Raw genomic sequence first — 23,869 nt, 5'->3', positions numbered from 1 at the left:
CGTTTTAATTCGTGTGAGTCGCTGCGCGCGAGTTGAGTACCGCTGTCATCCCCGCGAAAGCGGGGATCCAGTATTCCAGAGACCGCCGTGTGACACGGAGATGTCGCGGCGTACTGGATCGCCCGGTCAAGCCGGGCGATGACGGCGGAGTCTGTGGGGTGACGATCGTGTGCATCACGCGGCCTCCGCGCTGAGGCCGAGCCATTGCCGCACCCGCGCGTCGGGGTCGGGGTTCTGGGTGACGTCACTGACGACGGCGATCGAATCGGCGCCGGCGGCGAAGATCTCGGCCGCATGCTCGAACTTGATGCCGCCGATCGCGACAAGGGGGATGGCGCCGATCCGCTTCTTCCACTCGGTGATCTTCGGAATGCCCTGCGGCTCGAACCGCATCGATTTGAGCGTGGTGAAGAAGATCGGGCCGAGCGCGACATAGTCGGGCTTGGCGGCGAGCGCGGTGGCGAGCTCGGCGTCGTCATGGGTGGAGATGCCGAGCGTCAGCTTCGCTTTGCGGATCTCGCCGAGGTCGGCCTCGGCGAGGTCTTCCTGCCCGAGATGCAGATGCTCGGCGCCGGCGACGATCGCCGCGAGCCAATAGTCGTTGACGACGAGCTTGGTCGGCGTGCCCTTGGTCACTGCGAGCGCATCGCTGACGATCTGCAGCGCCCCGGCATCGTCGAGCTCTTTGGCGCGCAGCTGGATGGTGCCGACGCCGAGTTTTGTCAGTCGCTCGACCCATTTGATGCTGTCGACGACGGGATAGAATGGATCAGGATACGGCATGCCAGAACGGGGTCCCAACGACAGGGGTGGAGGGAGAGGCGAAGTCGCGGGCTTCCATTAGCCCGGCTTCATAGGCGGTGCGGCCGGCCTCGACGCCGAGGCGGAAGGCATTGGCCATTGCGACGGGATCGGCAGCCTTGGCGACCGCAGTGTTGAGCAGAACGGCGTCATAGCCGAGCTCGAGCGCTTCGGCTGCATGCGATGGCGCGCCGAGCCCGGCGTCGACCACCAGCGTGAAGTCGGGCAGGCGGTCGCGCAGCAGCTTCAGCGCGTCGCGGTTGGTGATGCCCTTCGCGCTGCCGATCGGTGCTGCCCACGGCATCACCACCTTGCAGCCGGCGTCGACCAGCCGCGAGGCGACCGAGAAATCCTCGGTGCAATAGGGGAACACCTCAAAGCCGTCCTTGATCAGGATGCCGGCCGCCTCGACCAGGCCGACCACGTCGGGCTGCAGCGTGTCGTTGTCGGCGATCACCTCGAGCTTGATCCACGGCGTGCCGAACAATTCGCGCGCGAGCTTTGCGGTGGTCACCGCCTCCTTCACGCTGCGGCAGCCCGCGGTGTTCGGCAGCACGGTGACGCCGAGCTCGCGGATCAGCGACCAGAACGCATCGCCGGTCTTGCCGCCCGCCGCCTCGCGCCGCAGCGACACCGTGACGATGCTGGCGCCCGAGGCGCGGATCGCGTTCTGCATGATCGCAGGCGAGGGATACAGCGCCGTGCCGATCAGCAGGCGGGACGGGAAGGATTTGCCGTAGAAGGTGACCATGGTGTCAGTGTCTCTCCGCTCTCAGCCCCGCACTCAACTTGTCGTCCCGGCGAAGGCCGGGACCCATACGCCGCGGCCCTTCAGTGAGGCACGCGGGGCGACGTTCTTTCCGGCAATTGCTGGTCGTGGTTATGGGTCCCGGCTTTCGCCGGGACGACGTGGGGAGGGACTTTGCGAAATAACTCACATCACCCTCCCTGCCGCGGCGTGATGATCTCGATCTCGTCGCCGGCTTTCAGCGCGGTGTCGGCCCAGCGGCTCTTCGGCACCACGTCGTAGTTCAGCGCGATCGCGAAATGCGTGCCCTCGTAGTCGAGCTCGGCCAGCAGCGCATCGACGCTGACGGCACTGATCTCCCGCTGCTCGCCGTTGACGATCACGCGCATTGCATCACCTCATTGTCGATCTCGCCGCGCGCGAGATAGGCGAGCGTCAGCTCGGCCAGCGCCGGCGCGAGCAGGAAGCCGTGACGGTAGAGTCCGTTCACCGTGATGCGTTCCTGCTCGATCCTGATTTTCGGCAGATTGTCGGGAAAGGCCGGACGCAGGCCGGCGCCGAATTCGACGATGCGCGCCTCGGCGAACGCCGGATGCACGACATAGGCGGCACCGAGCAGCTCCAGCGCCGAGCGCACGCTGACGCCGTTGTCCTCGGCCTCGATCGAGGTCGCGCCCAGCATGAAGCGGCCATCGCCGCGCGGGATCACGTAAAGCGGCCAGCGCGGATGGATCAGCCGCACCGGGCGCGCCAATTCGACCTCGGAGGTCTCGACGATGATCATCTCGCCCTTGACGCCGCGCAAGCTCGGCTCGCGGTCGCGCGCAGCAAGGCCGCGGCAGTCGATCACGAGGCCGTCGAGATCGGTTGCCTCGGCGTCGCTGCCGAACTTGATGGCGCCGCCGGCCTTGGCGATCGCGGCATGCAGCCGCGGCAGCACGCGGCGCGGCTCGACATGGCCCTCGTCGGGATAGAACAGGGCGTCACGGAAACGGCCCTCGAGCGACGGCTCGAGCGCGCGAACGCCCTCGGCGTCGAGCCAGCGATGGCCGGCGGTGAGGCGGGCAAAGCGCTCGAAATCGGCGCGGTCGCGCGGATGCGCCACCACCAGCGAGCCGTTGAACGGGGTTTCCGGGACGTGCTGCCGCCAGAGCTCGAGCGAGCGGATGCCGAGTCGGGAGATCACGGGTTCGGAGGCTTCCGCCTCGCACCAGGGCGCCAGCATCCCGCCGGCCCAGTGGCTTGTGGATTCCGTCATCGCGGCGTCACTGCGCTCATGCAGGGTGACGGCACGTCCGGCCTCTGCGAGCAAGAGCGCATGCCAGGCGCCTGCTATGCCTGCGCCGATGATGGTGACGGGGGAATCCCCCCGCAGTCTTGACGTCTGATACATCCCTGTCCCTTCGCCGGCATGACCCGGATCAGGTTCAAAGGGTCACCGCGGTCCCGGACTATTTGCCTACTGGCTAGTCCAAGCTTGCGGTATCTCAGCTCCTCCTTCGGAGCACCCCTCGGAACGCCCCTAATGTAGGCGGATAGGCTTGTGTGTCAACTTGTATGCCAGACGCGGGCGCGCTGCGGTGCCGCACCTCTTCACACCAGGTTGCTAGCGGAACGATCGCGTGATTTGCGTTGAGAGGCGGTGTCGAGGATGGCCGGCCACGCTGTGCGGCGGCGGCGGAGACCCGATCGGCGCTATTTTTCGGCCTGTTCCGGCTTCGGCTCGGCGGTATCGGCCGTCATCTGCTCCGACTTGGCGAGCTCTTTCGGCGGTGCACCCGCGCCGCCATGCTTCGCTTCCTTCAGGTGATCCCCGCGCTGGCGCTTTGCAGCGTAGTAATACCCGCCCGCGAAATAACGCACGGCTCGATCGTGATTGCCATTGGCGGCGCGATAGGCGCCGGCGAGGTACTTGATGCCGTATTTGAGGTTGGTCTGGGGATCGCGCAGACCCTCGGCGGTACCGGTGTAGCCGAGGCCGCGTGCAGTACCGAGCTTGATCTGCATCAGCCCGATGGTGCCGCCGCGTCCGATCAGCTGCGGATGGTACTTGCTCTCGCGCACGATGACGCGATGCACCAGCTCTTCCGGCACGAGGTTCGCCTGGGCCTCGGCCGCCACCATCGCCTCATATTGCGCGCGCGATTGTGCCTGCGCGCTCGCGCAGGACGCCAGCACCGCGATCGCGGCAAGGCAGCCAAGGGCTTGTATGGTCTTCATCTCAGTCGCTCGGGGCTTTCAGATGCGCGTCGGTTCTGCGGTCTCATTGGTACGGCGAGCGGGCAGGAATGTGGCAAAACCTTCGCATCAGCGAACGTTATGCGTCCGTGATTGTCCGGATGCCGGTGGGCCGGCCGACGATTGCGCGAATGATGCTTCAAATTGTTCGCTTCAACCGTCTCAGCCAAAAATTGTCTTGGCCTGCAATTTCCTTGCAATTTTTCTGACTAATTTTGCCGCACGCTATCCACAGCAGTTTGTCGTGCAAACGAATCAATGAAGGTCTAGACTTCATCCCCGACAGAGCGTGCGAGCGTTCAGTCAGCGGCTCTGTCCATTGCAAGCACGCAAGAAACAACATTCGGGAGATGCGCCATGGTCCGTCAGGACACCGGCTATTTGCCTCGCGAAAATCCCTGCGCGCAATGCGGCAAGCCGATCGCCCGCCCCGACTGGGTGGAGCACAGCGAAGGCCGTACGTCATTCCTGTGGAATTGCCGCGCCTGCAATTACCGCTTCGAGGCCATCGCGATCTACGAGGAAGCGGAGCTTATTACGCCGCTCGCCGCCTGACGTCTCCTCATCGCATCAGCTTCGGCTGATCAAGCCGCGGATTTCTGCCGCGGCTGCAATTGTTGCTGCCGCGCCGGCAATTCGATCCGGACCACGAGCCCGTGCGGCTTGCGATCGTGCAGCGACAGCGTGCCGGCATGCGCGAGCACGATGGCGTTGGCGATCGACAGGCCAAGGCCGAAGCCTTCGGCCTCATCCATGTTGCGCGCCTGGTCGCCGCGCACGAACGGCTCCAGCACGCTCGCCTTGTGCGCATCCGAAATGCCGGGCCCGTCATCCTCGATGTCGACGACGAGGCGGTCGGGCTTGACGTCGAGGCGGACGGCCACTTCGCCGCCGAACCTCACGGCATTGTCCACCAGATTGGTGATGCAGCGGTGCAGGTCGGCCGGCCGCGCGGTCGCCATCGCGTGCTGCGGGCCGGCGTAGCTGACCTTGTGTCCCATGTCGGCGAACTGATCGGTGACGAGGTGCAGCGTGCTCGCGATGTCGACCAGCGTCATCTCCTCGAGCTTGCGGTCGTTGCGCAGGAACGACAGCACCGATTCCAGCATCGAGCGCATCTGGTCGAGGTCGCGCAGCATGCGGTGGCGATGGGTCTCGTCCTCGATGAATTCGGCGCGCAGCCGCATCCGCGTGATCGGCGTGCGCAGATCATGGCTGATCGCGGCCAGCATCTTGGTGCGATCGTCGATCAATGCGGTGATGCGCTCGCGCATCCGGTTCAGCGCCCGGGCCAGCGAACGGATCTCCTCCGGACCGCGTTCGGGCAGCGGCGCGGCGGCGCCGTTCAGGCTGAAGGTCTCGGCGGCCTTGACGAAGGACGACAGCGGCGCGGTCAGCGCCCACGCTGCCCACAGGCCGAGCAGGGTGACGCTGATGACGGCGAACAGCACCGTCATCATCCACGGTCCACCCCAGAACGGCCGCATGTGCTGATCCGGCGTCAGGTTGGCGGCGAACATGGCGCCGTCGGGCAGGCGGATCGCGACGCGGCGAATTTCGCCGTCATGCGGCGGGCCGCCAGCCTCGCGCGGTAGCAGGAAGATGCGATAGCCGGCGCCGAGCCGGCGCAGCGCGTGCAGGCTCGGCGTGTCGGTTTCGGTGAGCGCGCCGGCATCGGCCGGCAGGTCGCCGATCGCAAGTTGCGGGAAGGCGCGGGCGACGTCGGCCACGAGCCGCGGCCGCTCCGACGCCGGGGCGTGCCCGAGCAGCTGTGCGGCGGCGGCGAGCTGGGTGTGCCAGCGATCCGAAGGCTCCAGCCGATCAGGGCGATGGATCAGGAAGGTGGCGGTGATGATCAAATGCAGCGCGACGATCGAAACGACGACCAGCGCCGCCATCTGGGCGCCGATCCCCCGCAGACTCAGCACGCGCAGCAGCTTCATGGTCAGTTGTTCGTGGCGGCAACCGCCTCCACCCTCGGCGTGAACACATAGCCGCCGGAACGCACCGTCTTGATCATGGTAGCTTCCTGCGGATCGGGCTCGATCTTGCGGCGGATGCGGCTGACCAGCACGTCGATCGAACGTTCGAACGAGCCGGCGCTGCGGCCCTGGGTCAGGTCGAGCAGGCTATCGCGCGACAGCACGCGGCCGGGCCGCTCGCAGAAGGTGCGCAGCAGGTCGAACTCGGCGCTGGTCATGGCGACGCGCGCGCCTTCGGGGTTGCGCAACTCGCGCAGGCGGATGTCGATACGCCAGCCGAGGAAGGTCAGCGTGGTCGCGCCCTCGATCGCGCTGGCGTTGCGCGCGGCGGCCTGCCGGCGCAGCACCGCGTTGATCCGCGCCAGCAGCTCGCGTGGGTTGAACGGCTTTGCCAGGTAATCGTCGGCGCCCATCTCGAGGCCGAGGATGCGGTCGACGTCCTCGCCGCGCGCGGTCAGCATGATGATCGGCGTCTGCGATTCCGCCCGCACCTTGCGACACAGGCTGAGGCCGTCCTCGCCGGGCAGCATGACGTCGAGCACCAGGAGGTCCACTCGGTGGTCGGTCATCGCCTTGGCCATCTCGCGGCCGTCGGAGGCGGTCGTGACATGACAGGAATTGGTACGGAGATATTTTGCGATAAGGGACCGCGTCTCGCGGTCGTCCTCGACGACAAGGATATTGGGCGCAGCCTGGGTCATACCGATCTTTTGTCCGTGATTCGGGGAAAGCGGCTCAGGAATTTTGTTTCAGTGTGTGTCTGAAATCTTGCCCGGCTATCCGGGTTAACAGGTCGGCGGCAGGGAGAAAAGTTATCGTTCTGTCATCAATCCTGATGCCCTGGAATGCTGGCAGAACCCTTCCGGGACAGCGCATCGGTCCCTAGCCGCCATGGCAGCCGGAGAAAGGGAAGGGCGGCTGTCATATCCAGGGCGGAACCCGTCCCCCTTGCGACGCGTTATTTCCCTTTCAGGTCAGGGAGGGTGAGATGGCTGTCGAGGTCGAGACCAGGCCGCATCAGCTCATTGCAAGCGACCGGGTCGAGGGGACGGCGGTACGCCGGGCCAATGGCGACATGATCGGCCATATCGAGCGGCTGATGATCGACAAGATCTCGGGCAAGGTATCGTACGCGGTGTTGAGCTTCGGCGGCTTCCTGGGCATCGGAACCAATTTGATCCCGCTGCCCTGGGGCCGGCTGCACTACAACCCGAAGTTCGAGGCCTATGAGCTCGACATCGAGGACGAGGAGCTGAAGCGCGCGCCATCGTTCCGTGCTGACAAGGATTTCGATTGGGGCGATCGCTCGCAGGAAGTCGAGCTGCATCGCTTCTACGGCGTGCCGCCCTATTGGGGCGGCTTCTGATCGCGCGGCAACATGCGCGCATGACGACGCTCGTCGATCGATGATGCGGTCGCTGGGGCGAGCGTGCGGCTTGTGCAGCGCGGTTCGCCGGGACGACTTAGTGAGCCAAACATCGTCACATCATGGACTGCGCGTCCGGCGCAGTCGTGAGGCTCAACCGCAAGCTTAGTTGAGAGATCACGATCACTTTCGTCAAGCGGCGCAGCGTTCCACGCGCTGAAAAGTCCCCACCCTCCAGTCGGCTGCATCGCCTTATCGTGTTCCTCGGTATCTAAGCGGCTTTTGAGCGCAGGTCCGTTAGGAACGGTTGCAGAGATGACGGGTTCTCCCAGCATCGATTTTGCGAGAGGAGAGCCATCAATGTTGGTCAAATCCATCGTCGCCGGCCTTGCCGGCACCGCGCTGCTTGCAACCCTCGCCGTCGCGCAGACGCCGACCGACAAGGGCGACAAGATGTCTCCCGCGGCGTCGACGTCAGTCACGTCGCCGGATTCGTTCAAGGGCAACTGGCGCGCGTCGAAGGTCGTCGGCCTCAGCGTGTACAACGATGCCAATGAAAGCGTCGGCTCGATCAATGATCTGCTGATGGAGAAGGGCGGCGCTATCAAGGCGGTCGTGATCGGTGTCGGCGGCTTCCTTGGCGTCGGCGAGCACCTGGTCGCGGTCCCGATCGACAAGGTGAAGTTCGTGAGCGAGCCGATCGCCTATACCGGCGCCTCAAACACCGGCAGCACAAGCAAGACCACCACCACGGGCGCGGCGCCCGCGGCGGCGACGGCGAAGCCGAATCCCTGGTATCCGGATCACGCCGTGTTCAACGCGTCCAAGGATGAGCTGAAGGCGATGCCTGAGTTCAAGTACTCGACCGACTAAGGCATATCGCGACCTGCAGGAAAAGAGCGCGTCCGGCTGCTGCCGGGCGCGCTTCTTGCTGGCCGGATGGATAAAATCCGGGAAGAATGTAAGGTCAGGCAATCCAATTCGGACAGCGCGTCTCCAGGCATTGGAGAGGTGAGGCATCGGAGAGGTGAGGTCTGCGAAGCGACCCGTTTCAATCATCATCAACCGATTGGGCTTACGTAATCATTCTTCAAATGGCTGAACCTGATGAATGACAAGGACCGCGAGAGCGGCGATCCCGCGGTAGCCCGGATTCGCGGCCGCTACCCGCAATACACGCGGCGCCGGTTGCAAGGCTTTGCGGAGCGGCTGCAACAGAAGATTCACGCCGACCGCGTGCCGGTCAGTTCGCTCGCGCTTGCCGGTCCCACCGAGCGGATCAGCCTCGAGGACGCGCTCAAGCTCGATTATCGGGCGGTCCCACTGGGCGAGGCGCTGGGACCGCTATGGGCGACTTATTGGGTGCGGGTCGTGGCCGAGGTGCCGCAGGCCTGGGCCGGCTCGCGCGTGGATCTGTATTGGGACAGCCGCTCGGAAGCGCTGCTGTGGCTCAACGGACGTTCCTCGCAGGGTCTCAATCCCGGCCGCCACATCGCGCCGCTCGTTCAGTCGGCGCGCGGCGGTGAGACCGTCAGCTTCCATGTGGAGGTGGCCTGCAACGGCCTGTTCGGCGCGTTCTGGAGCGATCCGCAGGCCTACGCGCTGGTCGCCTGCGAGCTGCGCCGCTTCGATCCCGAGGCCTCGGCATTCTATTTCGACTACGAGGTGCTGCGCCAGCTCGAGGCTGACCGCGATCCCACGACAAAGTCGAGGTCATACGGAGCTGTCGGAGAGACGGCGCAGCCGGCGCTGGATCGGACCTGGGCGGGGCGCCTGCTGCACGATCTCAACCGCATCTGCAACATCACCGATCCCGACGATCGCGCGACATGGCCGGCGGCGCGGGCGATCCTCGATGGCCTGCTCGCGGCACGAAATGGCAGCATCATCCACGAGATGTCGGCGATCGGCCACGCCCATCTCGACACGGCATGGCTGTGGCCGCTGGCGGAAACCCGACGCAAGGCGCAACGCAGCTTCTCCACGGCGGTGGCGCTGATGGAGCGCTATCCCGATTTCAAGTTCGCCTGCTCGCAGGCCTATCAGTATGCCGTCATCGAGCAGAATGACCCTGACCTGTTCGCCCGAATTCGCGCCAAGGCCGCCGCGGGCCAATGGATTCCGGTCGGCGGCAGCTGGATCGAGCCGGACTGCAATCTGCCGTGGGGCGAGTCGATCTGCCGTCAGTTCCTCTATGGTCAGCGCTATTTCGAGCAGACGTTCGGCGCGCGCTCCAGCGTGTTCTGGAATCCCGACGTGTTCGGCTACGACGCCCAGCTGCCGCAGCTGATGCAGTCGGCGGGGATGTCGCGCTTCCTGACCCAGAAGCTGTCGTGGAACAAGTTCACCTCACCGCCGCATCACAGCTTCCATTGGCGCGGACTGGATGGCAGCACGGTGCTGGCGCATTTCCCCCCGGCGGACACCTACAACGGATCGGCGCAGGTCGCAGAGCTCCGCTATCACGCCGCCAATTACAAGGACGCCGACCGTTCGTCCGACGCACTCTATCTGTTCGGCTATGGCGACGGCGGCGGCGGTGCCGACGAGACGATGCTCGAGACGTTGCAGCGCGCAAAAGACTTGCAGGGGCTGCCGCGGATCCAGATTCGCTCCGTCGACGAGTTCTTCGACCGCCTGGCGATATCGGCGCTGGATCTGGCGACGATCGAAGGCGAGCTCTATCTCGAATATCATCGTGGCACCTACACTACGCAGGCCGAGACCAAGCGCCTCAACCGCGCTTGCGAGGCCGGCCTTCAGGCGCTCGAATTCGTGACGACTGTCGCGGCTGCCTGCCGGCAACCGGCACCATCCGCACAGGAGATCGAAGCGCTGTGGCGCACGCTGCTGGTCAACCAGTTCCACGACATCATTCCCGGCAGCAGCATCCGCGAGGTCTATGAACGTGCGGAGGTCGAACTCGCCGGCGTGGCGGAGGAGGCCGGGCGTCGCACGCAAGCCGTGCTGGCGACACTGTGCGATCCCGAAGGCGGCAATTGGACACCCATCAACACGCTGGGCGGCGCGCGTGCCGAGGTCGCGTCCGACCCCGACGGTGCGCTTCGTTACATCGTCGCCGCGCCGTTCGCGGCGGGCGAGACGACGATGAGCGACGATCGCGTTGTGGTCGCCGCCGATGCGGACGGCTTCGTGCTGTCGAACGCGCGGCTCGAAGCGCGCATTGATCGCAGCGGGCTTGTTCGGTCGCTGCTGCACGTTGCGACGGGTCGCGAGACCTTCGCATCACCGGCAGCGCGGCTGCTGCTGCTCGATGACCGGCCGCTCGATTTCGAGGCATGGGATATCGATCCGTTCGCGCTGGAGACCGCGCGCGAGGTGGCAGGGCAGGTGAGCTGCGCCGTGCTGTCGGATGGCGGACTGCGCGGCGAGGTGCGTTTCGAGCGCGGGCTCGGACGCGCGAGCCGGCTCGCGCAGGTGATCCGCCTCGATGCCGGCGCCGATCATCTCGAATTCGAAACCACGGTCGATTGGCAGGAGCGCAAGACGGCGCTGAAGGTCATGTTCCCGGTGGCCTGCCGTGCATTCAACGCAACCTATGAAACCATGTTCGGCGCAACCGAGCGCCCGACGCATGCCAACACGGATGCCGATGCGGCCAAGTACGAGGTGCCCGGCCATCGCTGGGCCGATCTCGCCGAGCCGGATTTCGGCGTGTCGCTGTTCAGCGACTGCCGTCACGGCTATTCGGCGTTCGGCAACCAGCTCGCGCTGACGCTGCTGCGCGGCTCCGAATTGCCTGATCCGCAGGCCGATATCGGGCGGCACCGGATGCGCTATGCGATCTATCCTCATCACGGCGATTGGCGCAGCGCGGACACGGTCGGGCGCGCCTTGCGGTTCGAGCGTCCGGTGCTGTGGACGAAGGGAAAACCGCGCGCGCCGTTGCGACATTCGCTTTTGGCCGCGTCCCCGGCCAACGTGATCATCGATACGATCAAGCCCGCCGAGGATGGAGACGGCTGGGTGGTGCGGCTCTACGAGAGCGCAGGCATTCGCACCGCCGCGACGCTCGATTTCGGCGTCGACATCGCGTCGGTGTGGATGAGCAACACCCTGGAAGACCGCATCGAGGCCCTGCCGATCGAGGATCGGGGGTGCCGCCTGGCGATGCGTCCGTTCCAGATCGCAACGCTGCGGGTCTTCCAGGCGTAATGCTTGCAGTGAACTTTCGCCCCGCCCGGCTTGCGCGGAGAAGCCGGATCGCATCGCTGGACACGATCCGGTGTTGAGTAGCCGTCAGTTCGACTTCACCAGCGGACAGCCGCCCTTGTCGAGCGGGCGGAACGCCTCGTCGCCGGGCACAGTGGCGATCAGCTTGTAGAGGTCCCACTCGCCCTTGGATTCCTCGGGCTTCTTAACCTCGAACAGATACATGTCGTGCACCATGCGGCCGTCGATCCGGATATGGCCGTTCTTGGCGAAGAAGTCGTTGACTGGCGTGGCGCGCATCTGGGCCATCACCTTCGGCGCCTCGTCGGTGCCGATGGCCTCGATCGCCTTCAGGTAATGCATGGTCGCCGAGTAGAGGCCGGCCTGGATCATGGTCGGCATGTGGCCGACCTTCTCGTTGAAGCGCTTCGAGAAGGCGCGGGTCTCGTCGTTCATGTCCCAGTAGAAGGCGTCGGTGACGATCAGGCCCTGGGTGGCCTTGATGCCGAGCGAATGGGTGTCGGTGATCTCCTGGAGCAGCGCGATCATCTTCTGCCCGCCCTGGGTCAGGCCGAACTCGGAAGCCTGCTTCAGCGCGTTGGTGGTGTCGCCGCCGGCATTCGCCAGCGCCACGACCTTGGCCTTGGAGGCCTGCGCCTGCAGCAGGAAGGACGAGAAGTCCGACGAGTTGAGCGGATGACGCACGTCGCCCAGCACCTTGCCGCCGCTCTCCTTGACGACATTGGCGGCATCGCGCTCCAGCGCCATGCCGAAGGCGTAGTCGGCGGTGACGAAGAACCAGGTGTCCTCGCCGCGCTTGACCATCGCCTTGCCGGCGACGTTCGACAGCGCATAGGTGTCGTAGGTCCAGTGCACCGTGTTGGGCGAGCAGGCGGTGCCGGTGATATCGGAGGAGCCGCCGCCGGAATTGATGTGGATCTTGTTCTTCTCGCGCGTCAGCGCCGAGATCGGCAATGCGACCGACGAGGTCGGCACGTCGAGGATCGCGTCGACCTTGTCGTTGTCGTACCAGTTGCGCGCGATGTTGACGCCGACGTCGGGCTTGTTCTGGTGATCGGCCGCGATCACCTGCACCGGCTTGCCTTTCACATTGCCGCCGTAATCGGCGACCGCCATCTCGACGGCGGCGACCGAGCCCTTGCCGGTGGCGTCCGCATAGAGGCTCGACATGTCGGTGAGCACGCCGATCTTGACGACGTCGTCGGAGATCTGGGCGTTCGCCGCGGTCGCTGAGACCGCGAGCGCGAGGCCGGCCGCCGCTGCGGCCAAGAGTGTTTTCATCGTGTTTTTCTCCCTGACTTTTTCGTTGAGGGTTGCTTCCACCGGGGCGTTCTAGCCGCTGCGACAAGCTGTCGCAAAGACGACTTTTTGAGCATGGCAGGGCAGGGGCGGATGAAACGCGCGAGCGGGAGGGCCTTGTTACCTCCCCCACTCGCGGGGAGTGGCCGGATTGCGACGCAATCCGGGTGAGGGGTTACCGGTTTCACGACAAGCGCCACCCGTGGAGGAGGCCCCTCACCCCACCCGCTCAGAGCGAGCTCCGCTCGTCTCTTCCCGCGAAGAGCGGGAGAGGACCTGGTTACAGCGCCGGTAACGCGGTGACGGCGGCCTTGATGCTGCCGTCGGTTTCCACGATCACCCGCAACGTCTTGGAATCGAAGTCGATCCCGGCCAGCCGGATGCTGTTGACCTCGGCGTCGACGCGGATGCCTTCCTCGTTCTTTTGCAGGTCGGCGATGGCGGCGGCGACCTTGCGCTGCGCGTTGGTCGCGAATGGCTTCAGGTCGACCACCAGCCGGTCGTTGAGGGTCTGCTGCATGTGCGGGATCGCGGCGCGCGCGGCGGCGCCGAGCAGGCCGAACGCGGCCTCGGATTCCACCGCCAGCTCGACGTCGGTCAGCCGCAGCGTCTGCGACGGCTGGTCGAGCCGCGGCCGGCCCCAGATGTGCACGGTCGCCTCGGCGCCCAGCCCGAACCAACTGGCCTTCTCCTTGGCGTGCACCAGGAGCGAGATCAGAAGCCGGTCGCCGGAGGCGGCGATGCTCGCGCTCTTGACGGTCACGTCGACCGGACCGGAGCCGTCCTCAGGGAAGGTCTTGCCCTTGAGCTGCGCCTCGACCAGTTGGCTCAGCGTGGTGAAGGACAGGTCGACCGGCAGGCCGATCGCGACCTGGCTCGCCATCGGCGGCACGATCGAGAGTTTTTCCGGGAATGGGCAGTTCGGGGTGGTCTGCGCCTCCGTGATCCGCGTCTCGGCCTCGATCCCCATCGTCAGGATCAGCGAGGACGCATCGACCTTCGGCTGCGCTGCGATCGCGCGGGTCGGTCGCAGCTCGAGCCACATCGGTGGCATCGAGGTGGTGCCGCCGGTGCCTTGCAGCGGGATCGAGCGGCAGGCCTTGGCCCATTGCGCGCGGGCGTTGTTCTGGAACACCGGGTCGTTGTGCAATCGCGCCTCGACCACGGAAATCTGGTCGGCGACCGCCTTGTCGATAACAGGCTTGACCTGGGCCGGCACGCTGATGCGGACGCCGGCCGTCGACAGGCTGGTGTCGCCGAGATTGACCTGTGCCTGCAGGTTCGGCTCGATCCGCCAGGACGCGCCGAGCTTCGGCCGCGCGGTGAGGGTGATGTTGCCCTTGATCTCGGCGTTGGCGTTGACGTTCTTGATGTTCACGGCGCCGATCTGCTTGGCGACATTGCCGCCGAGCAGGCTGCCGAGCGCGTCGCTGACCGCGCCGGTTGCCTTGGCGGACAGCGCGCCGGTGACCTTGAGCGTGCCGTTGATCGGGGTGGTCAGCGTCAGCACGTCCTGCGCGCCGGTGGCCGCGATCGGCCCGCGCGATGCGGTCCAGCCGATGTCGGCATTTTGCAGGATTTGCTGGACCGGGTTGTCGGCCTTGCCGCCGAAGGTCTTCGGCGCGCCGCGTTCGGCGGCGTCGCGGATCGCCGACAGCGCGACCGAGACCTGGGCCACGATCGTCGAGGAACGCGGCGCCTGCGGCAGCGGCGGCAGCTCTGCGAGCTTCGGCTTCTGCACGGTGACGCTCGGCGCGAGCCAGTCCATTGCCTTGAGGCTGATCACGAACGAGACCAGCACCACCGCGATCCCGAGCGCTATCGTCCTTGGATGCATCGGTAGACGCATCATTCCTCCGGATGAAATCAACTTGACGGGTTGTACAGGCCCCCCGACGAGGGCGCCAGTGTGGCGGGATCAAGCTGCTTCAGGGGCGGAAGGCGTTAAGGTTGATGAACGCGGCAACGGCCCCGGCACGAAATGCCGGAGCCGTCGTCGAGGACGCCTTTTATTAAAGGACGCCTTGGAGGGGAGGGACTTAGCGGACGGCCGAGCCGAGATCGGCGCGGCGGTCGGTCATCGGCAGCACGATCACCTTGGTGCCGACGCTAACCCGCGAATAGAGGTCGGAGACATCTGCATTGGTCAGGCGCAGGCAACCGGAGGACACGCGGGTGCCGATCGTCTCCGGCGCGTTGGTGCCGTGGATGCGGTAGATGGTGCCGCCGAGATACATGGCGCGGGCGCCGAGCGGATTGCCGGGGCCGCCGGCCATGTGGCGCGGCAGATAGGGCTGGCGGGCGATCATTTCCGGCGGGGGCGTCCAATCCGGCCACTCCGCCTTCTTGGTGATGGTCTGGGTGCCCGACCAGGTGAAGCCGTCGCGGCCGATGCCGATGCCGTAGCGCATGGCCTGGCCGTTGCCGAGCACGAGATAGAGATAGGTGTGCGGGGTGTCGATGATGATGGTGCCGGGCGCCTCGCGCGTCGGATAGGCGACGACCTGGCGGCGCAGGCGGGCGGGCAACTCGACGGAACGGTCTTCCTCCTGCGCCTGCGGCATCGACTGCACCAGCGGCTGCACGGCCTCGGTCGGCGGCGTCAGGATGAAGGGGAACATCGGCAGCGGAGCGGCCGCGGCGGTATTTGCGAATGCGACGGTGCCAATCGCCAGCGCACCGAAGGCGGCGGCAGCGAGACGCGAGTTCAGCTTGATGGAATTGAACATTGTCGACCCCTGTTGTTTGCGCCCTGCGCGCCAGTTCCGGCGCGTCGTTGGGTCAAAGCAGTACAGGTGAGGCGTTTCAGGACGTTTGCACGAAATCGCCAAAATGGTTTCGTGCCGTTAGGGAATTGTTTCGTGCGTGTTTCGTCGCACGGTTAAGGCCAGGTTGCCGGGAAGGGGGTGTACCGCCGCAAGACAGTCTTCCTGGCACGGCGCTTGCTGTCCCAGCGCATTGTTTCGGAATGGAGTGGAAATGATGCTGGGGCACACGATCGGCAGCATGCTGGATCGGCAGAAGGGCTTCGGCCCGGGGTTCGATTTTCTCCGTATCGCACTGGCGATTTCCGTCGTCGCCGCCCACGCGCCCTATGTCGCGAGCGGTAGTGGCGGCGGCGAGCAGGCGTGGATCGCCTGGTTTCCGCACTACGCCATCCTCGTGATGTTCTTCGCGCTGAGCGGGTTTCTGATCGCGGCGAGCGGGCTGCGGCTTTCCCTGAAGGAGTTTCTCACCAATCGCGGCATGCGGATCATTCCGGCGCTTGCGGTCGAGATCGTGCTGTCGGCACTGATCCTCGGGCCGATCTTCACCGCGCTGCCGCTGCACGACTACTTCACCAATTTCGGCACCTACAAATACTTCACCAACATCATCGGCCTCGTGAACTACGTTCTGCCCGGCGTGTTCAGCGGCAATCCCGCGCCGGAGGTCAACAGCTCGCTGTGGACGGTGCCGTTCGAATATGGCTGCTACGCGCTGATGACGGTGTTCATCCTGTTCGGCCTGTTGCGCAAGCCGCCGCTCATCGTGCTCGGTGCGCTCGTGCTGGTCGGCATCGGCCTTGCGCTCGCACTCACCGGGCATAGCGCGCAATCGTCGCAACTGCCCGCCGGCGTCGCCGGCACGCTGCATGACAGGATCTTCAGCACGGCGCCGTTCCTCGGACGCGGCGCGAAGCTGCCGGTCGCGTTCATGCTCGGCATCGCGATCTATCTCTATCGTGACCGCGTTCCCTACGACGGATGGCTTCTCGCCGCGTGCTGCACGCTCTGCGCGGGCGCCGCGCTGCTCGGCCCGGCGGACTGGATGAGCCAGCCGGTGCTCAATCTTCTGATTGCACCGGCGCTGGTCTACATCACCGCGTATCTCGGCGTCTCGAAGCTGCCGCGGCTGCCGCTGGTCTCGCGCGGCGACTATTCCTACGGCATTTATCTCTACGGATTTCCGGTGCAGCAGGTGGTGCGGGTATGGCTGCCGCACGCGCCCGTGATCGTTCAGTTCGCGATCGCGCTGCTGCTGATCACGCTGTTCGCCGCGTTCTCCTGGCACTGGATCGAGAAGCCGATCCTGAAACTGCGCAGCCGCTTCTCGTTCGTGGCGCGCCAACGCCTTGCGCCCGACGACGCGGTCGCGACGCGTCCAGACATTGCGCCGCTTGCCGTTGCCGCGAACGCCGTCCGCAGCAGGCAGTCCTCCTGACGAGGAGCCACCACTTTCGCGGTTCAGGAGCTGAGATATCCGGCCAATCCGTCCCACAGCAGCTTGGCGGCGGTGATGACCAGAATGGCGTAGCAGGCGCGGTACAGCGCGCGCTGGTCGAGACGTTCGTGCAGCCGCCATCCGGCCCAGACGCCGACCGGCACCGCCGGCACGCAAAGTGCCATCAGCATCCACAGGCTGCGCGACGGCGTGGCGAGCACGAGCCACGGGCCGGCCTTCAAGAGGTTGCCGACCGTGAAGAACAGGCTGGTGGTGCCGGCGTAAAGCGCCTTCGGCATGCCGAGCGGCAGCAGATAGATCGCAAGCGGCGGCCCGCCCGAATGCGCCACCATCGTGGTGACGCCGGAGGACAGGCCGGCGAACGTCGCCTTGAACGTCGAGCGCGGACGCGGCTTGATCTCGCCGCCGCCGAGAAACCACAGCGCGGCGAACACCAGCGTCACCACGCCCATCACGATCTCGACGGCATGCCGGTCGAGATCGCGCAGCACGAAGTAGCCGAGGCCGATGCCGACGACGAGCGCCGGCAGCAACATCGCGAGGTCGATTCGCGACCATGTGCTCGGGCGCCAGAACCGCAGCGCGGTGACGTCCATGACGACGAACAACGGCGCCAGCAGCGCGCCCGCCGCGATCGGGTCCATCGCCAGCGACAGCAGCGGGATGCCGACGATGGCAAAGCCGCCGCCGAACGCGCCCTTCATGAAGGCAATCAGGAAGACGCCGGCCAGTGCGACCGCGAGCACGAACGGCGCGGGCAGGTCAGCGACGATGGACGTGATCATGGTGTCGTGCGAAGCGTTGTGGTGGTACTCAACATGGCCACGCGCGCCTGCACGCGCAATCGAAACATTGCTCTCGGTGCACATTGCTCTCGGTGCAATTCGGCGTGCACGCGGCCTAGCCGGCGCGCATCCGCGGCAGGCCCGGCTTGTCGCCGTTGATCACGGCGCGGCGGTCGGAGACGGCATGATGAAATTGCTCGAGCGTCAGCCCGATCACCGAGAGGTCGCCTTCCTCGATCGCGCCGTCGTCGTAGCAGTCGAGCGCCTCGCGCAATAGTGCATCCGCATCGCCCTGCATGGCCGCGAGCTGTTCCGGCGTCTCGGCGCCGCGCACCTGCGAGATCAGGGTCAGCAGATTGTCGCGATGGGTGATGTAGTGCTCGCGCTCGTCGCGCTTCACGTAGTGGCGCAGCCAAGCGCCGGCCGAGCCGAGGCCGGAGAGCAGCAGGATGCCGCCCCAGATGTAATCGGAGTATTTTTCGAGGAAGGTGCGCTCGGTGCCGTCGATATAGGCGGCCGCGCCCTGATGCGCCGGCAGCGCGGCGTCCTTGTCGGTGTCGGGCTTCTCGATCTTGGCCGCCGCGGGCAGATCGCGCGCGACCTGGAGGCGCAGCGTGAACAGCTGCCGGTCGAGCGCGCCGACGGTCGCCTCGCTCAGTGCATGTTGCGCGATGATGAGGTGATTGACGCTGACGGTCTCGACCTTGTCCTCGGGCCGTGCCGGCGACGACGAGAAGATGCTGCCGGCGATCTCCTCGGACTCATAGCGCGGATGCTTCTGCGCGATCGCCTCCGAGACGTCGATCGGGAGGAAGACCGGCTCGCCGCGCGCGGCCGCCGTCGCCGTAATGGCTTCCGCCGTTATCTTGCTGTCGAGCGGGCCGACGGTCATGTAGGCATCGAGCGAGGGGTCGCGCGCGAGGTCGGCGATCTTGTTCACGGCGAACTGGCTGACCGCGACCTTGTCGGGGTTGACGCCGGACTCGGTCAGGATCACACGCAGCAGCGTGACGTTGGCCTGCGTGCTGCCGACCACACCGACCTTGTGGCCGGCGAGGTCGTCGATGCTCTTGATCTTCGCGGACCGTCGCTTGCCCTTGGCGCCCGAGGGCGCCCACAGCACGACGACATTCTTGCGCAGAATCGCAACCGACTCGGCGCTCGCGGGCAGGTCGAGGTCGCCGCGCACCACCGCGAGGTCGACCTTGTTCGCCGTGAACAGCGCGATGCTCTCGGCGGAGCCCTGCGTCGTGACCGGCTTCAGCCGCACCGAGCTGCCGTCGTGCGCAAAGGCCTGGGCGAAACCCTGGATCAGCTTGACGTCCTCGCTGCCGGTCGGGCCGACCGCGATCGCGAGCGTCACCGGACGCAGCGCGTAATACAGCGCGCCGGCGGCGAGACCGAATACAAGCATGCCGGCCGCAAGGATCAGCAGCGACGAGTTTCGTCGCCTGAGCCTGCGGCGCTTGGCGCCGGGATTTTCACTCTGCTCTGACATCTGACTGTCACGTTACACGAAAAACCGGCCGTTTGCCGGGAAAAACAACCTAACATTTCGATGACGTCATACGTTTGAAACATCCATGTCAGAACGTCGTGCGAGCAGAATCAAGATTAACGATTTGGATCTCCTGCAATGCGCATACTCGTTGCGACCGATGCTTGGCATCCGCAAGTCAACGGCGTGGTCCGGACGCTGACGTCGCTTGCGCGCAGCGCAGCCGGGCTCGGCGCCGAGATCGAATTCCTCACTCCCGACGGTTTCCGTTCGGTCGGCGTGCCGACCTATCCGGGCCTGCGCGTGGCGCTGCCGAACCGCCGCGAGATCGCGCGGCGGATCGAGGAGGCTGCGCCGGAGGCGATCCACATCGCGACCGAAGGGCCGATCGGTTGGGCGGTGCGCGGCTATTGCCAGCGCAACAAGCTCGCCTTCACCACATCCTATACAACGCGCTTCCCGGAATATGTTTCGGTCCGCACTGGCATTCCCGACAGCGTCGGCTATGCGGTGCTGCGCCACTTCCACGCCGCCGGGTCGATGACGATGGTCGCGACCGACTCGCTGCGGTCAGAGCTCGCCGAGCGCGGCTTCCGCAGGCTCGGCTTCTGGACCCGCGGCGTCGACACCAGGATCTTCAGTCCGGACCAGCCGGCCACGCTCGATCTGCCGCGGCCGATCTTCATGACCATGGGCCGCGTCGCGGTGGAGAAGAACCTCGACGCCTTCCTGTCGCTGGACCTGCCGGGCTCCAAGGTCGTGGTTGGCGACGGCCCGCAAAGGGCGGCATTGGAACAGAAATATCCCGACGCGATTTTCCTCGGCGAGAAAAAGGGGCAGGATTTGACCTCGCACCTCGCCGCCGCCGACGTCTTCGTGTTCCCGAGCCTGACCGACACCTTCGGCGTCGTGCAGCTCGAGGCGCTGGCCTGCGGCACGCCGGTCGCGGCATTCCCGGTCACCGGCCCGAAGGACGTCATCGCCAACCATCCGATCGGCGCGATCGACAACGACCTGCGCAGCGCCTGCCTGCGCGCGCTGACGATGTCGCGCGCCGACTGCCGCAATTTTGCATTGGAGCGTTCCTGGGAAAACAGTGCGCGTCAGTTCATCGGCAATCTGGCCACGCTGCAGCCGAGCCGCGCGCCGCGGCCCGCCCGCCGCGTTGCCGGCCGCAGTGCGGTTCCGAATTAACAGCTCAATCGAACGAGAGACGAGAGACGATCTATGGCTGAAATCATCAAGCTGGGTGCCGACCGTTCCATGGACTTCGACCGCGAGACGGTCGAGCAGGCCTATGACCGCTGGGCGCCGATCTACGACCTCGTGTTTGGCGGTGTGTTCAGCAAGGGCCGGCAGGCCGCGATCCAGGCCACCAACAAGATCGGCGGCCGGGTGCTCGAGGTCGGCGTCGGCACCGGCATCTCGCTGCCGCTCTACAGCCAGAACGTCCGCATCTTCGGCACCGACATCTCGGAAGCGATGCTGGAGAAGGCCAAGAAGCGGGTTGCGGAGCAAGGCCTGAAGAATGTCGAGGGCCTCGCGGTGATGGACGCCGAGAAGCTCGAATTCCCCGACAATTCGTTCGACGTGGTGATGGCGCAGTATGTGCTGTCGGCGGTGCCGAACCCCGAAGCCGCGCTCGACGAGTTCGCCCGCGTGGTGCGTCCGGGCGGCGAACTGATCATCCTGACCCGCGTCAGCGCCGATGCCGGCGTCCGCCGCTTCATCGAGCAGAAGCTGCAACCGGTGGTGCGCCCGCTCGGGTTCCGGACCGCCGAATTCGCCTGGTCGCGCTACACCAAATGGCTCGCCGGCGCACGTGGCATGGAGCTTGCGGAGCGCCGCCTGATTCCGCCGCTCGGCCACTTCTCGCTGGTCCGCTTCCGCAAGGCGGATGTTGCCAAAGCCGCCTGAGGCGGCGTAGTCGCCCTTGATCCTCATGGTGAGGAGGCGCACTGCGCCGTCTCGAACCATGAGGCCACGGTGTCGATCCTCGGCCTCATCCTTCGAGACGCTTGCTGCGCAAGCTCCTCAGGATGAGGGGAGAGGTTGAAGTTGCGTCAAGGCGTCGCTCCACATTGTCATATGTCATTATGATGATGTCACACGCGATACATCGAATCCCTGTAAATCCTGTCCCGAAAGATGTTGGGGGAACCAATGATCAAGAATTTCCTGCAAGAGCTGCGTACCCAGCGCTGGGATGACCATCGCTTCTACCATCACAGCCGGATCAACCAGAGCCTGCACTTCGTCAGCGCGCTGAGCTTCCTGTTCGCCTATGTGATGCTGTTCTTCGATCCGGTCGTGTCGGCGCTGGTCGGCTGGCTGGTCTCGATGACCTCGCGCCAGGCCGGTCACTTCTTCTTCGAGCCGAAGGGCTACGACCACGTCAACCAGGCGACCCACGAGCACAAGGAAGACATCAAGGTCGGCTACAATCTGCAGCGCAAGGTCGTGCTGATGGCGATCTGGGCGCTGTCGCCGATGGTGCTGTACTTCGATCCGACGCTGTTCGGCCTGTTCAAGCCATGGGTCACGATGGGCGACTTCACCCGCCAGGTGGCCAAGATCTGGCTCGTGGTCGGCGTCGGCGGCCTCCTGTTCCGCACCATCCATTTGTTCTTCATCCGCGACGTCGAGACCGGCCTCGTCTGGATGACCAAGATCATCACCGACCCCTTCAACGACCTGAAGCTCTATCACAAGGCGCCGCTGTTCCTGATGAAGGGCGAACTGATCGATCCGGGTCTCGAGAAGCACGTCAAGCACGCCTGATCGTTGCTCCCAGCGTCTTCAAACTGCGTCATGCCCGGGCTTGTCCCGGGCATCTACGTCTTAGGATTACGGCGGATCATCACTTGAGCGCCTTCGACCGCGCGTACACGTCACCTCGCCCCGCTTGCGGGGAGAGGTCGGATCGCGTCAGCGATCCGGGTGAGGGGGGCTCACCGCGAGTCCGTCTGTCACCAATTTTGAGGAAAGAGCCCCTCACCCCAGCCCTCTCCCCGCAAGAGCGGGGCGAGGGGGCGGAGGAACAGCGCGTTGCCTCAGCGGCCGAACCTCACGGCGACCATCTCCTTCAGGATCTGGCGCTTGATGTTCTTGTTGGTGAGGCCGGGCTTATGCCACCACCAGCCGTCGCGCTTCATCTTCTCGGCTGCCGCGACGAAGCGATCGCTGACCTCGGCGAAGTCGGCGTCGGTGTAGTTGAGGGTGAAGATCAGACGACCGGTGCCGACCCAGCTCAGCGCCAGTCCCTCGGCCCGCAGATAGTATTGCAGCATCCAGTTGTAGCGGGACGGCTCGGTGTAATAGACGGTCCAGATCGACGAGATGTTGCCGACGCGAACCGGAAGGCCCGCGGCTTTGAGCCGGTCGTCGAGCGCCTTGGCTCGGCCGTTCCAGGTCTCGTCCAGCCCGTTGTAGATCGAGCGGAAGTTCGGGCTGGCGAGCCGGCTCAGGAACTCGTCCATCGCCGTCATCACATAGGGATGCGAGTTGAAGGTGCCGCGGGCAAAGCAGATGTCGGCCGGGCGGTCGTCGCGGAAGCGCCGCATCAAATCCTTGCGGCCGCACACCACGCCGACCGGAAGCCCGCCGGCGAGGCTCTTGCCGTAGGTCGCCATGTCGGCCTTGACGCCGAAATATTCCTGAGCGCCGCCGGCCGCGAGGCGGAAGCCGACGAACACCTCGTCGAAGATCAGGACGATGCCGCGTTCGGTGCAGACTTCGCGCAGCTTCTTCAGCCATTCGGTGTAGGCGGCGCGGTCGTATTTGGAGGAGCGCGAGGAGTCGACCAGCGCGGAATCGCCGGGCGCGTTGGAATTCGGATGCAGCGCCTGCAGCGGGTTGACCAGCACACAGGCGATGTCGTTGCGCGTCCGCAGCACGTGCAGCGTCTTCTCCGACATATCGGCGAGCGTGAAGGTCTCGTGCGGCGACACCGGATTGCCGACGCCGGGCTGCACGTCGCCCCACCAGCCGTGATAGGCGCCGGCGAAGCGCACGAGGCGCTTCCGCCTGGTGTGGTAGCGCGCGAGCCGCACCGCCTGCATCACGGCCTCGGTGCCGGACATGTGGAACGAGACCTCGTCGAGGCCGGACAGCTCGCAGAGCCGCTTGACGTTATCGGCAATGACCGGGTGGTAGGGGCCGAGCACGGGGCCGAGCGCGTGCGCGCGCTTCTCGCCCTCGGCGATGCACTCCTTGTAGAAGTCGTTGCCGAAGATGTTGACGCCGTAGGAGCCGGTCAGGTCGTAGAACACATTGCCGTCGACGTCGGTGACAGTGACGCCGCTGGAGGCCTCGACGAACGCCGAGGTGCCGAGATGTTCGCGCACCAGGCGGCTGTACTGGAACGGCACGCGATAGGTTTCGGTGAACTGCAGGTCGGAGATGCGCTCCGTCACCTCGGCGGTCAGCGCGCGGCCCTTGGGGTAGCGATCCCCGTAGAGGCCGGCGAGGCGGAAGAAGCCGTCCTGGCGCTGCATCGCGACGTCCTTCGGCGCGCCGTCGGAGCGGAAGAAGTCGTCGATGTCGAATTCGTAGTGCGGGACCATCCGCGCGACCATCTTGGACATCTTGGAATGTCCGGTCAGCGAGCGGTGCTTGGCGCGCGACAGCGCGATGCGGGCCTGAATTTTGGGGAAAGCTGCGGCGGCGCCGGCAAGCGCGGCGGCGGACAGCGAGAGAATCGGAAGGGATGTTTCCATGACAGAAGCGCTAGCC

Annotated in this window: 21 protein-coding genes and 1 riboswitch; of the genes, 8 read left to right on the top strand and 13 right to left on the bottom strand. The window is 65.5% G+C overall.

Translation table 11 applies throughout. The annotated features are described in order from the left end of the window. Positions 1-174: 174 nt before the first annotated feature. From thiE to ACE10X_RS32690, 5 genes are all read right to left on the bottom strand, one after another. Complete coding sequence (thiE, locus tag ACE10X_RS32710) at positions 175-783, bottom strand: thiamine phosphate synthase (RefSeq protein ID WP_038383031.1); 609 nt, start codon at positions 781-783, stop codon at positions 175-177. Then, positions 770-1,552, bottom strand: coding sequence for a thiazole synthase (locus ACE10X_RS32705; RefSeq protein ID WP_038383032.1), 783 nt, complete (start codon positions 1,550-1,552; stop codon positions 770-772). The genes thiE and ACE10X_RS32705 overlap by 14 nt, the downstream gene beginning before the upstream one ends. Before the next feature lie 188 nt (positions 1,553-1,740). Further along, entirely contained in the window at positions 1,741-1,938 is a 198-nt protein-coding gene (gene thiS / locus ACE10X_RS32700; RefSeq protein WP_038383033.1) for a sulfur carrier protein ThiS, read from the bottom strand. Beyond that, positions 1,929-2,942: an FAD-dependent oxidoreductase gene (locus ACE10X_RS32695; protein WP_375763389.1), complete on the bottom strand. Its 1,014-nt coding sequence runs from the start codon at positions 2,940-2,942 to the stop codon at positions 1,929-1,931. Before ACE10X_RS32695 ends, thiS begins: the two co-directional genes overlap by 10 nt. After that, a riboswitch (TPP riboswitch) is annotated at positions 2,930-3,071 on the bottom strand. It overlaps the preceding gene by 13 nt. A 173-nt stretch (positions 3,072-3,244) precedes the next feature. After that, positions 3,245-3,769, bottom strand: coding sequence for a lytic transglycosylase domain-containing protein (locus ACE10X_RS32690; RefSeq protein ID WP_028344222.1), 525 nt, complete (start codon positions 3,767-3,769; stop codon positions 3,245-3,247). A gap of 375 nt (positions 3,770-4,144) precedes the next feature. Here ACE10X_RS32690 and ACE10X_RS32685 point away from each other — a divergent pair, with 375 nt between their 5' ends. Next, a complete protein-coding gene (locus tag ACE10X_RS32685) occupies positions 4,145-4,342 on the top strand; it encodes a hypothetical protein (protein WP_016840916.1) in 198 nt (65 codons plus the stop codon). Between the two features lie 29 nt (positions 4,343-4,371). Here ACE10X_RS32685 and ACE10X_RS32680 read toward each other — a convergent pair whose 3' ends face one another. Both ACE10X_RS32680 and ACE10X_RS32675 read right to left on the bottom strand, forming a co-directional pair. Further along, complete coding sequence (locus ACE10X_RS32680; RefSeq protein ID WP_304557595.1) at positions 4,372-5,730, bottom strand: ATP-binding protein; 1,359 nt, start codon at positions 5,728-5,730, stop codon at positions 4,372-4,374. A 2-nt stretch (positions 5,731-5,732) separates the two neighbouring features. Beyond that, positions 5,733-6,470 (bottom strand): response regulator, encoded by a 738-nt coding sequence (locus ACE10X_RS32675; RefSeq protein ID WP_018273044.1) that lies wholly within the window; start codon positions 6,468-6,470, stop codon positions 5,733-5,735. Between the two features lie 287 nt (positions 6,471-6,757). Between ACE10X_RS32675 and ACE10X_RS32670 the strand changes: the two genes are divergently transcribed. The 3 genes from ACE10X_RS32670 (at position 6,758) to ACE10X_RS32660 (ending at position 11,311) form a co-directional block, all read left to right on the top strand. Further along, a complete protein-coding gene (locus ACE10X_RS32670) occupies positions 6,758-7,135 on the top strand; it encodes a PRC-barrel domain-containing protein (protein ID WP_028344225.1) in 378 nt (125 codons plus the stop codon). 360 nt (positions 7,136-7,495) lie between these two features. Further along, positions 7,496-8,008, top strand: a complete 513-nt coding sequence (locus ACE10X_RS32665; protein ID WP_038383039.1) for a PRC-barrel domain-containing protein — start codon at positions 7,496-7,498, stop codon at positions 8,006-8,008. Between the two features lie 234 nt (positions 8,009-8,242). Continuing rightward, on the top strand, positions 8,243-11,311 hold the full coding sequence (locus ACE10X_RS32660; protein WP_038383040.1) for a glycoside hydrolase family 38 C-terminal domain-containing protein: 3,069 nt from the start codon (positions 8,243-8,245) through the stop codon (positions 11,309-11,311). An 84-nt stretch (positions 11,312-11,395) separates the two neighbouring features. On the opposite strand, the gene ACE10X_RS32655 is transcribed toward ACE10X_RS32660, so the two are convergent. From ACE10X_RS32655 to ACE10X_RS32645, 3 genes are all read right to left on the bottom strand, one after another. Beyond that, positions 11,396-12,610, bottom strand: coding sequence for an ABC transporter substrate-binding protein (locus ACE10X_RS32655; protein WP_038383044.1), 1,215 nt, complete (start codon positions 12,608-12,610; stop codon positions 11,396-11,398). Between the two features lie 298 nt (positions 12,611-12,908). Further along, positions 12,909-14,477 carry a DUF4403 family protein gene (locus tag ACE10X_RS32650; protein ID WP_038383045.1) on the bottom strand — a complete coding sequence of 523 codons (1,569 nt, stop codon included), beginning with the start codon at positions 14,475-14,477 and terminating at the stop codon, positions 12,909-12,911. Positions 14,478-14,667: 190 nt separating this feature from the next. Next, positions 14,668-15,357 carry a L,D-transpeptidase gene (locus tag ACE10X_RS32645; RefSeq protein WP_038383041.1) on the bottom strand — a complete coding sequence of 230 codons (690 nt, stop codon included), beginning with the start codon at positions 15,355-15,357 and terminating at the stop codon, positions 14,668-14,670. Positions 15,358-15,607: 250 nt separating this feature from the next. Here ACE10X_RS32645 and ACE10X_RS32640 point away from each other — a divergent pair, with 250 nt between their 5' ends. Then, positions 15,608-16,831, top strand: coding sequence for an acyltransferase (locus ACE10X_RS32640; protein ID WP_038383042.1), 1,224 nt, complete (start codon positions 15,608-15,610; stop codon positions 16,829-16,831). A 23-nt stretch (positions 16,832-16,854) separates the two neighbouring features. Here the strand turns inward: ACE10X_RS32640 and ACE10X_RS32635 are convergent, their stop codons facing one another. Both ACE10X_RS32635 and ACE10X_RS32630 read right to left on the bottom strand, forming a co-directional pair. Beyond that, entirely contained in the window at positions 16,855-17,637 is a 783-nt protein-coding gene (locus tag ACE10X_RS32635) for a sulfite exporter TauE/SafE family protein (RefSeq protein ID WP_038383046.1), read from the bottom strand. A 115-nt stretch (positions 17,638-17,752) separates the two neighbouring features. After that, positions 17,753-19,135 (bottom strand): TAXI family TRAP transporter solute-binding subunit, encoded by a 1,383-nt coding sequence (locus ACE10X_RS32630; protein WP_304557599.1) that lies wholly within the window; start codon positions 19,133-19,135, stop codon positions 17,753-17,755. A gap of 138 nt (positions 19,136-19,273) precedes the next feature. Between ACE10X_RS32630 and ACE10X_RS32625 the strand changes: the two genes are divergently transcribed. The 3 genes from ACE10X_RS32625 (at position 19,274) to ACE10X_RS32615 (ending at position 21,916) form a co-directional block, all read left to right on the top strand. After that, the gene (locus tag ACE10X_RS32625) at positions 19,274-20,329 is read left to right on the top strand and encodes a glycosyltransferase family 1 protein (RefSeq protein ID WP_038383048.1); all 1,056 of its coding nucleotides are present in this window, start codon (positions 19,274-19,276) and stop codon (positions 20,327-20,329) included. Positions 20,330-20,362: 33 nt separating this feature from the next. Beyond that, positions 20,363-21,052, top strand: coding sequence for a methyltransferase domain-containing protein (locus ACE10X_RS32620; protein WP_038383049.1), 690 nt, complete (start codon positions 20,363-20,365; stop codon positions 21,050-21,052). A gap of 246 nt (positions 21,053-21,298) precedes the next feature. Next, positions 21,299-21,916, top strand: coding sequence for a hypothetical protein (locus tag ACE10X_RS32615; RefSeq protein ID WP_016841638.1), 618 nt, complete (start codon positions 21,299-21,301; stop codon positions 21,914-21,916). 272 nt (positions 21,917-22,188) lie between these two features. Here ACE10X_RS32615 and ACE10X_RS32610 read toward each other — a convergent pair whose 3' ends face one another. Continuing rightward, positions 22,189-23,853 carry an aminotransferase class III-fold pyridoxal phosphate-dependent enzyme gene (locus ACE10X_RS32610; RefSeq protein ID WP_375763388.1) on the bottom strand — a complete coding sequence of 555 codons (1,665 nt, stop codon included), beginning with the start codon at positions 23,851-23,853 and terminating at the stop codon, positions 22,189-22,191. Between the last annotated feature and the right edge of the window lie 16 nt (positions 23,854-23,869).

It is taken from the genome of Bradyrhizobium sp. Pha-3, assembly GCF_042258325.1.
GTDB lineage: Bacteria > Pseudomonadota > Alphaproteobacteria > Rhizobiales > Xanthobacteraceae > Bradyrhizobium > Bradyrhizobium elkanii.
The sequence above is the reverse complement of the archived record's forward strand: the minus strand, read 5'-3'. Positions and strand labels throughout refer to the sequence as shown.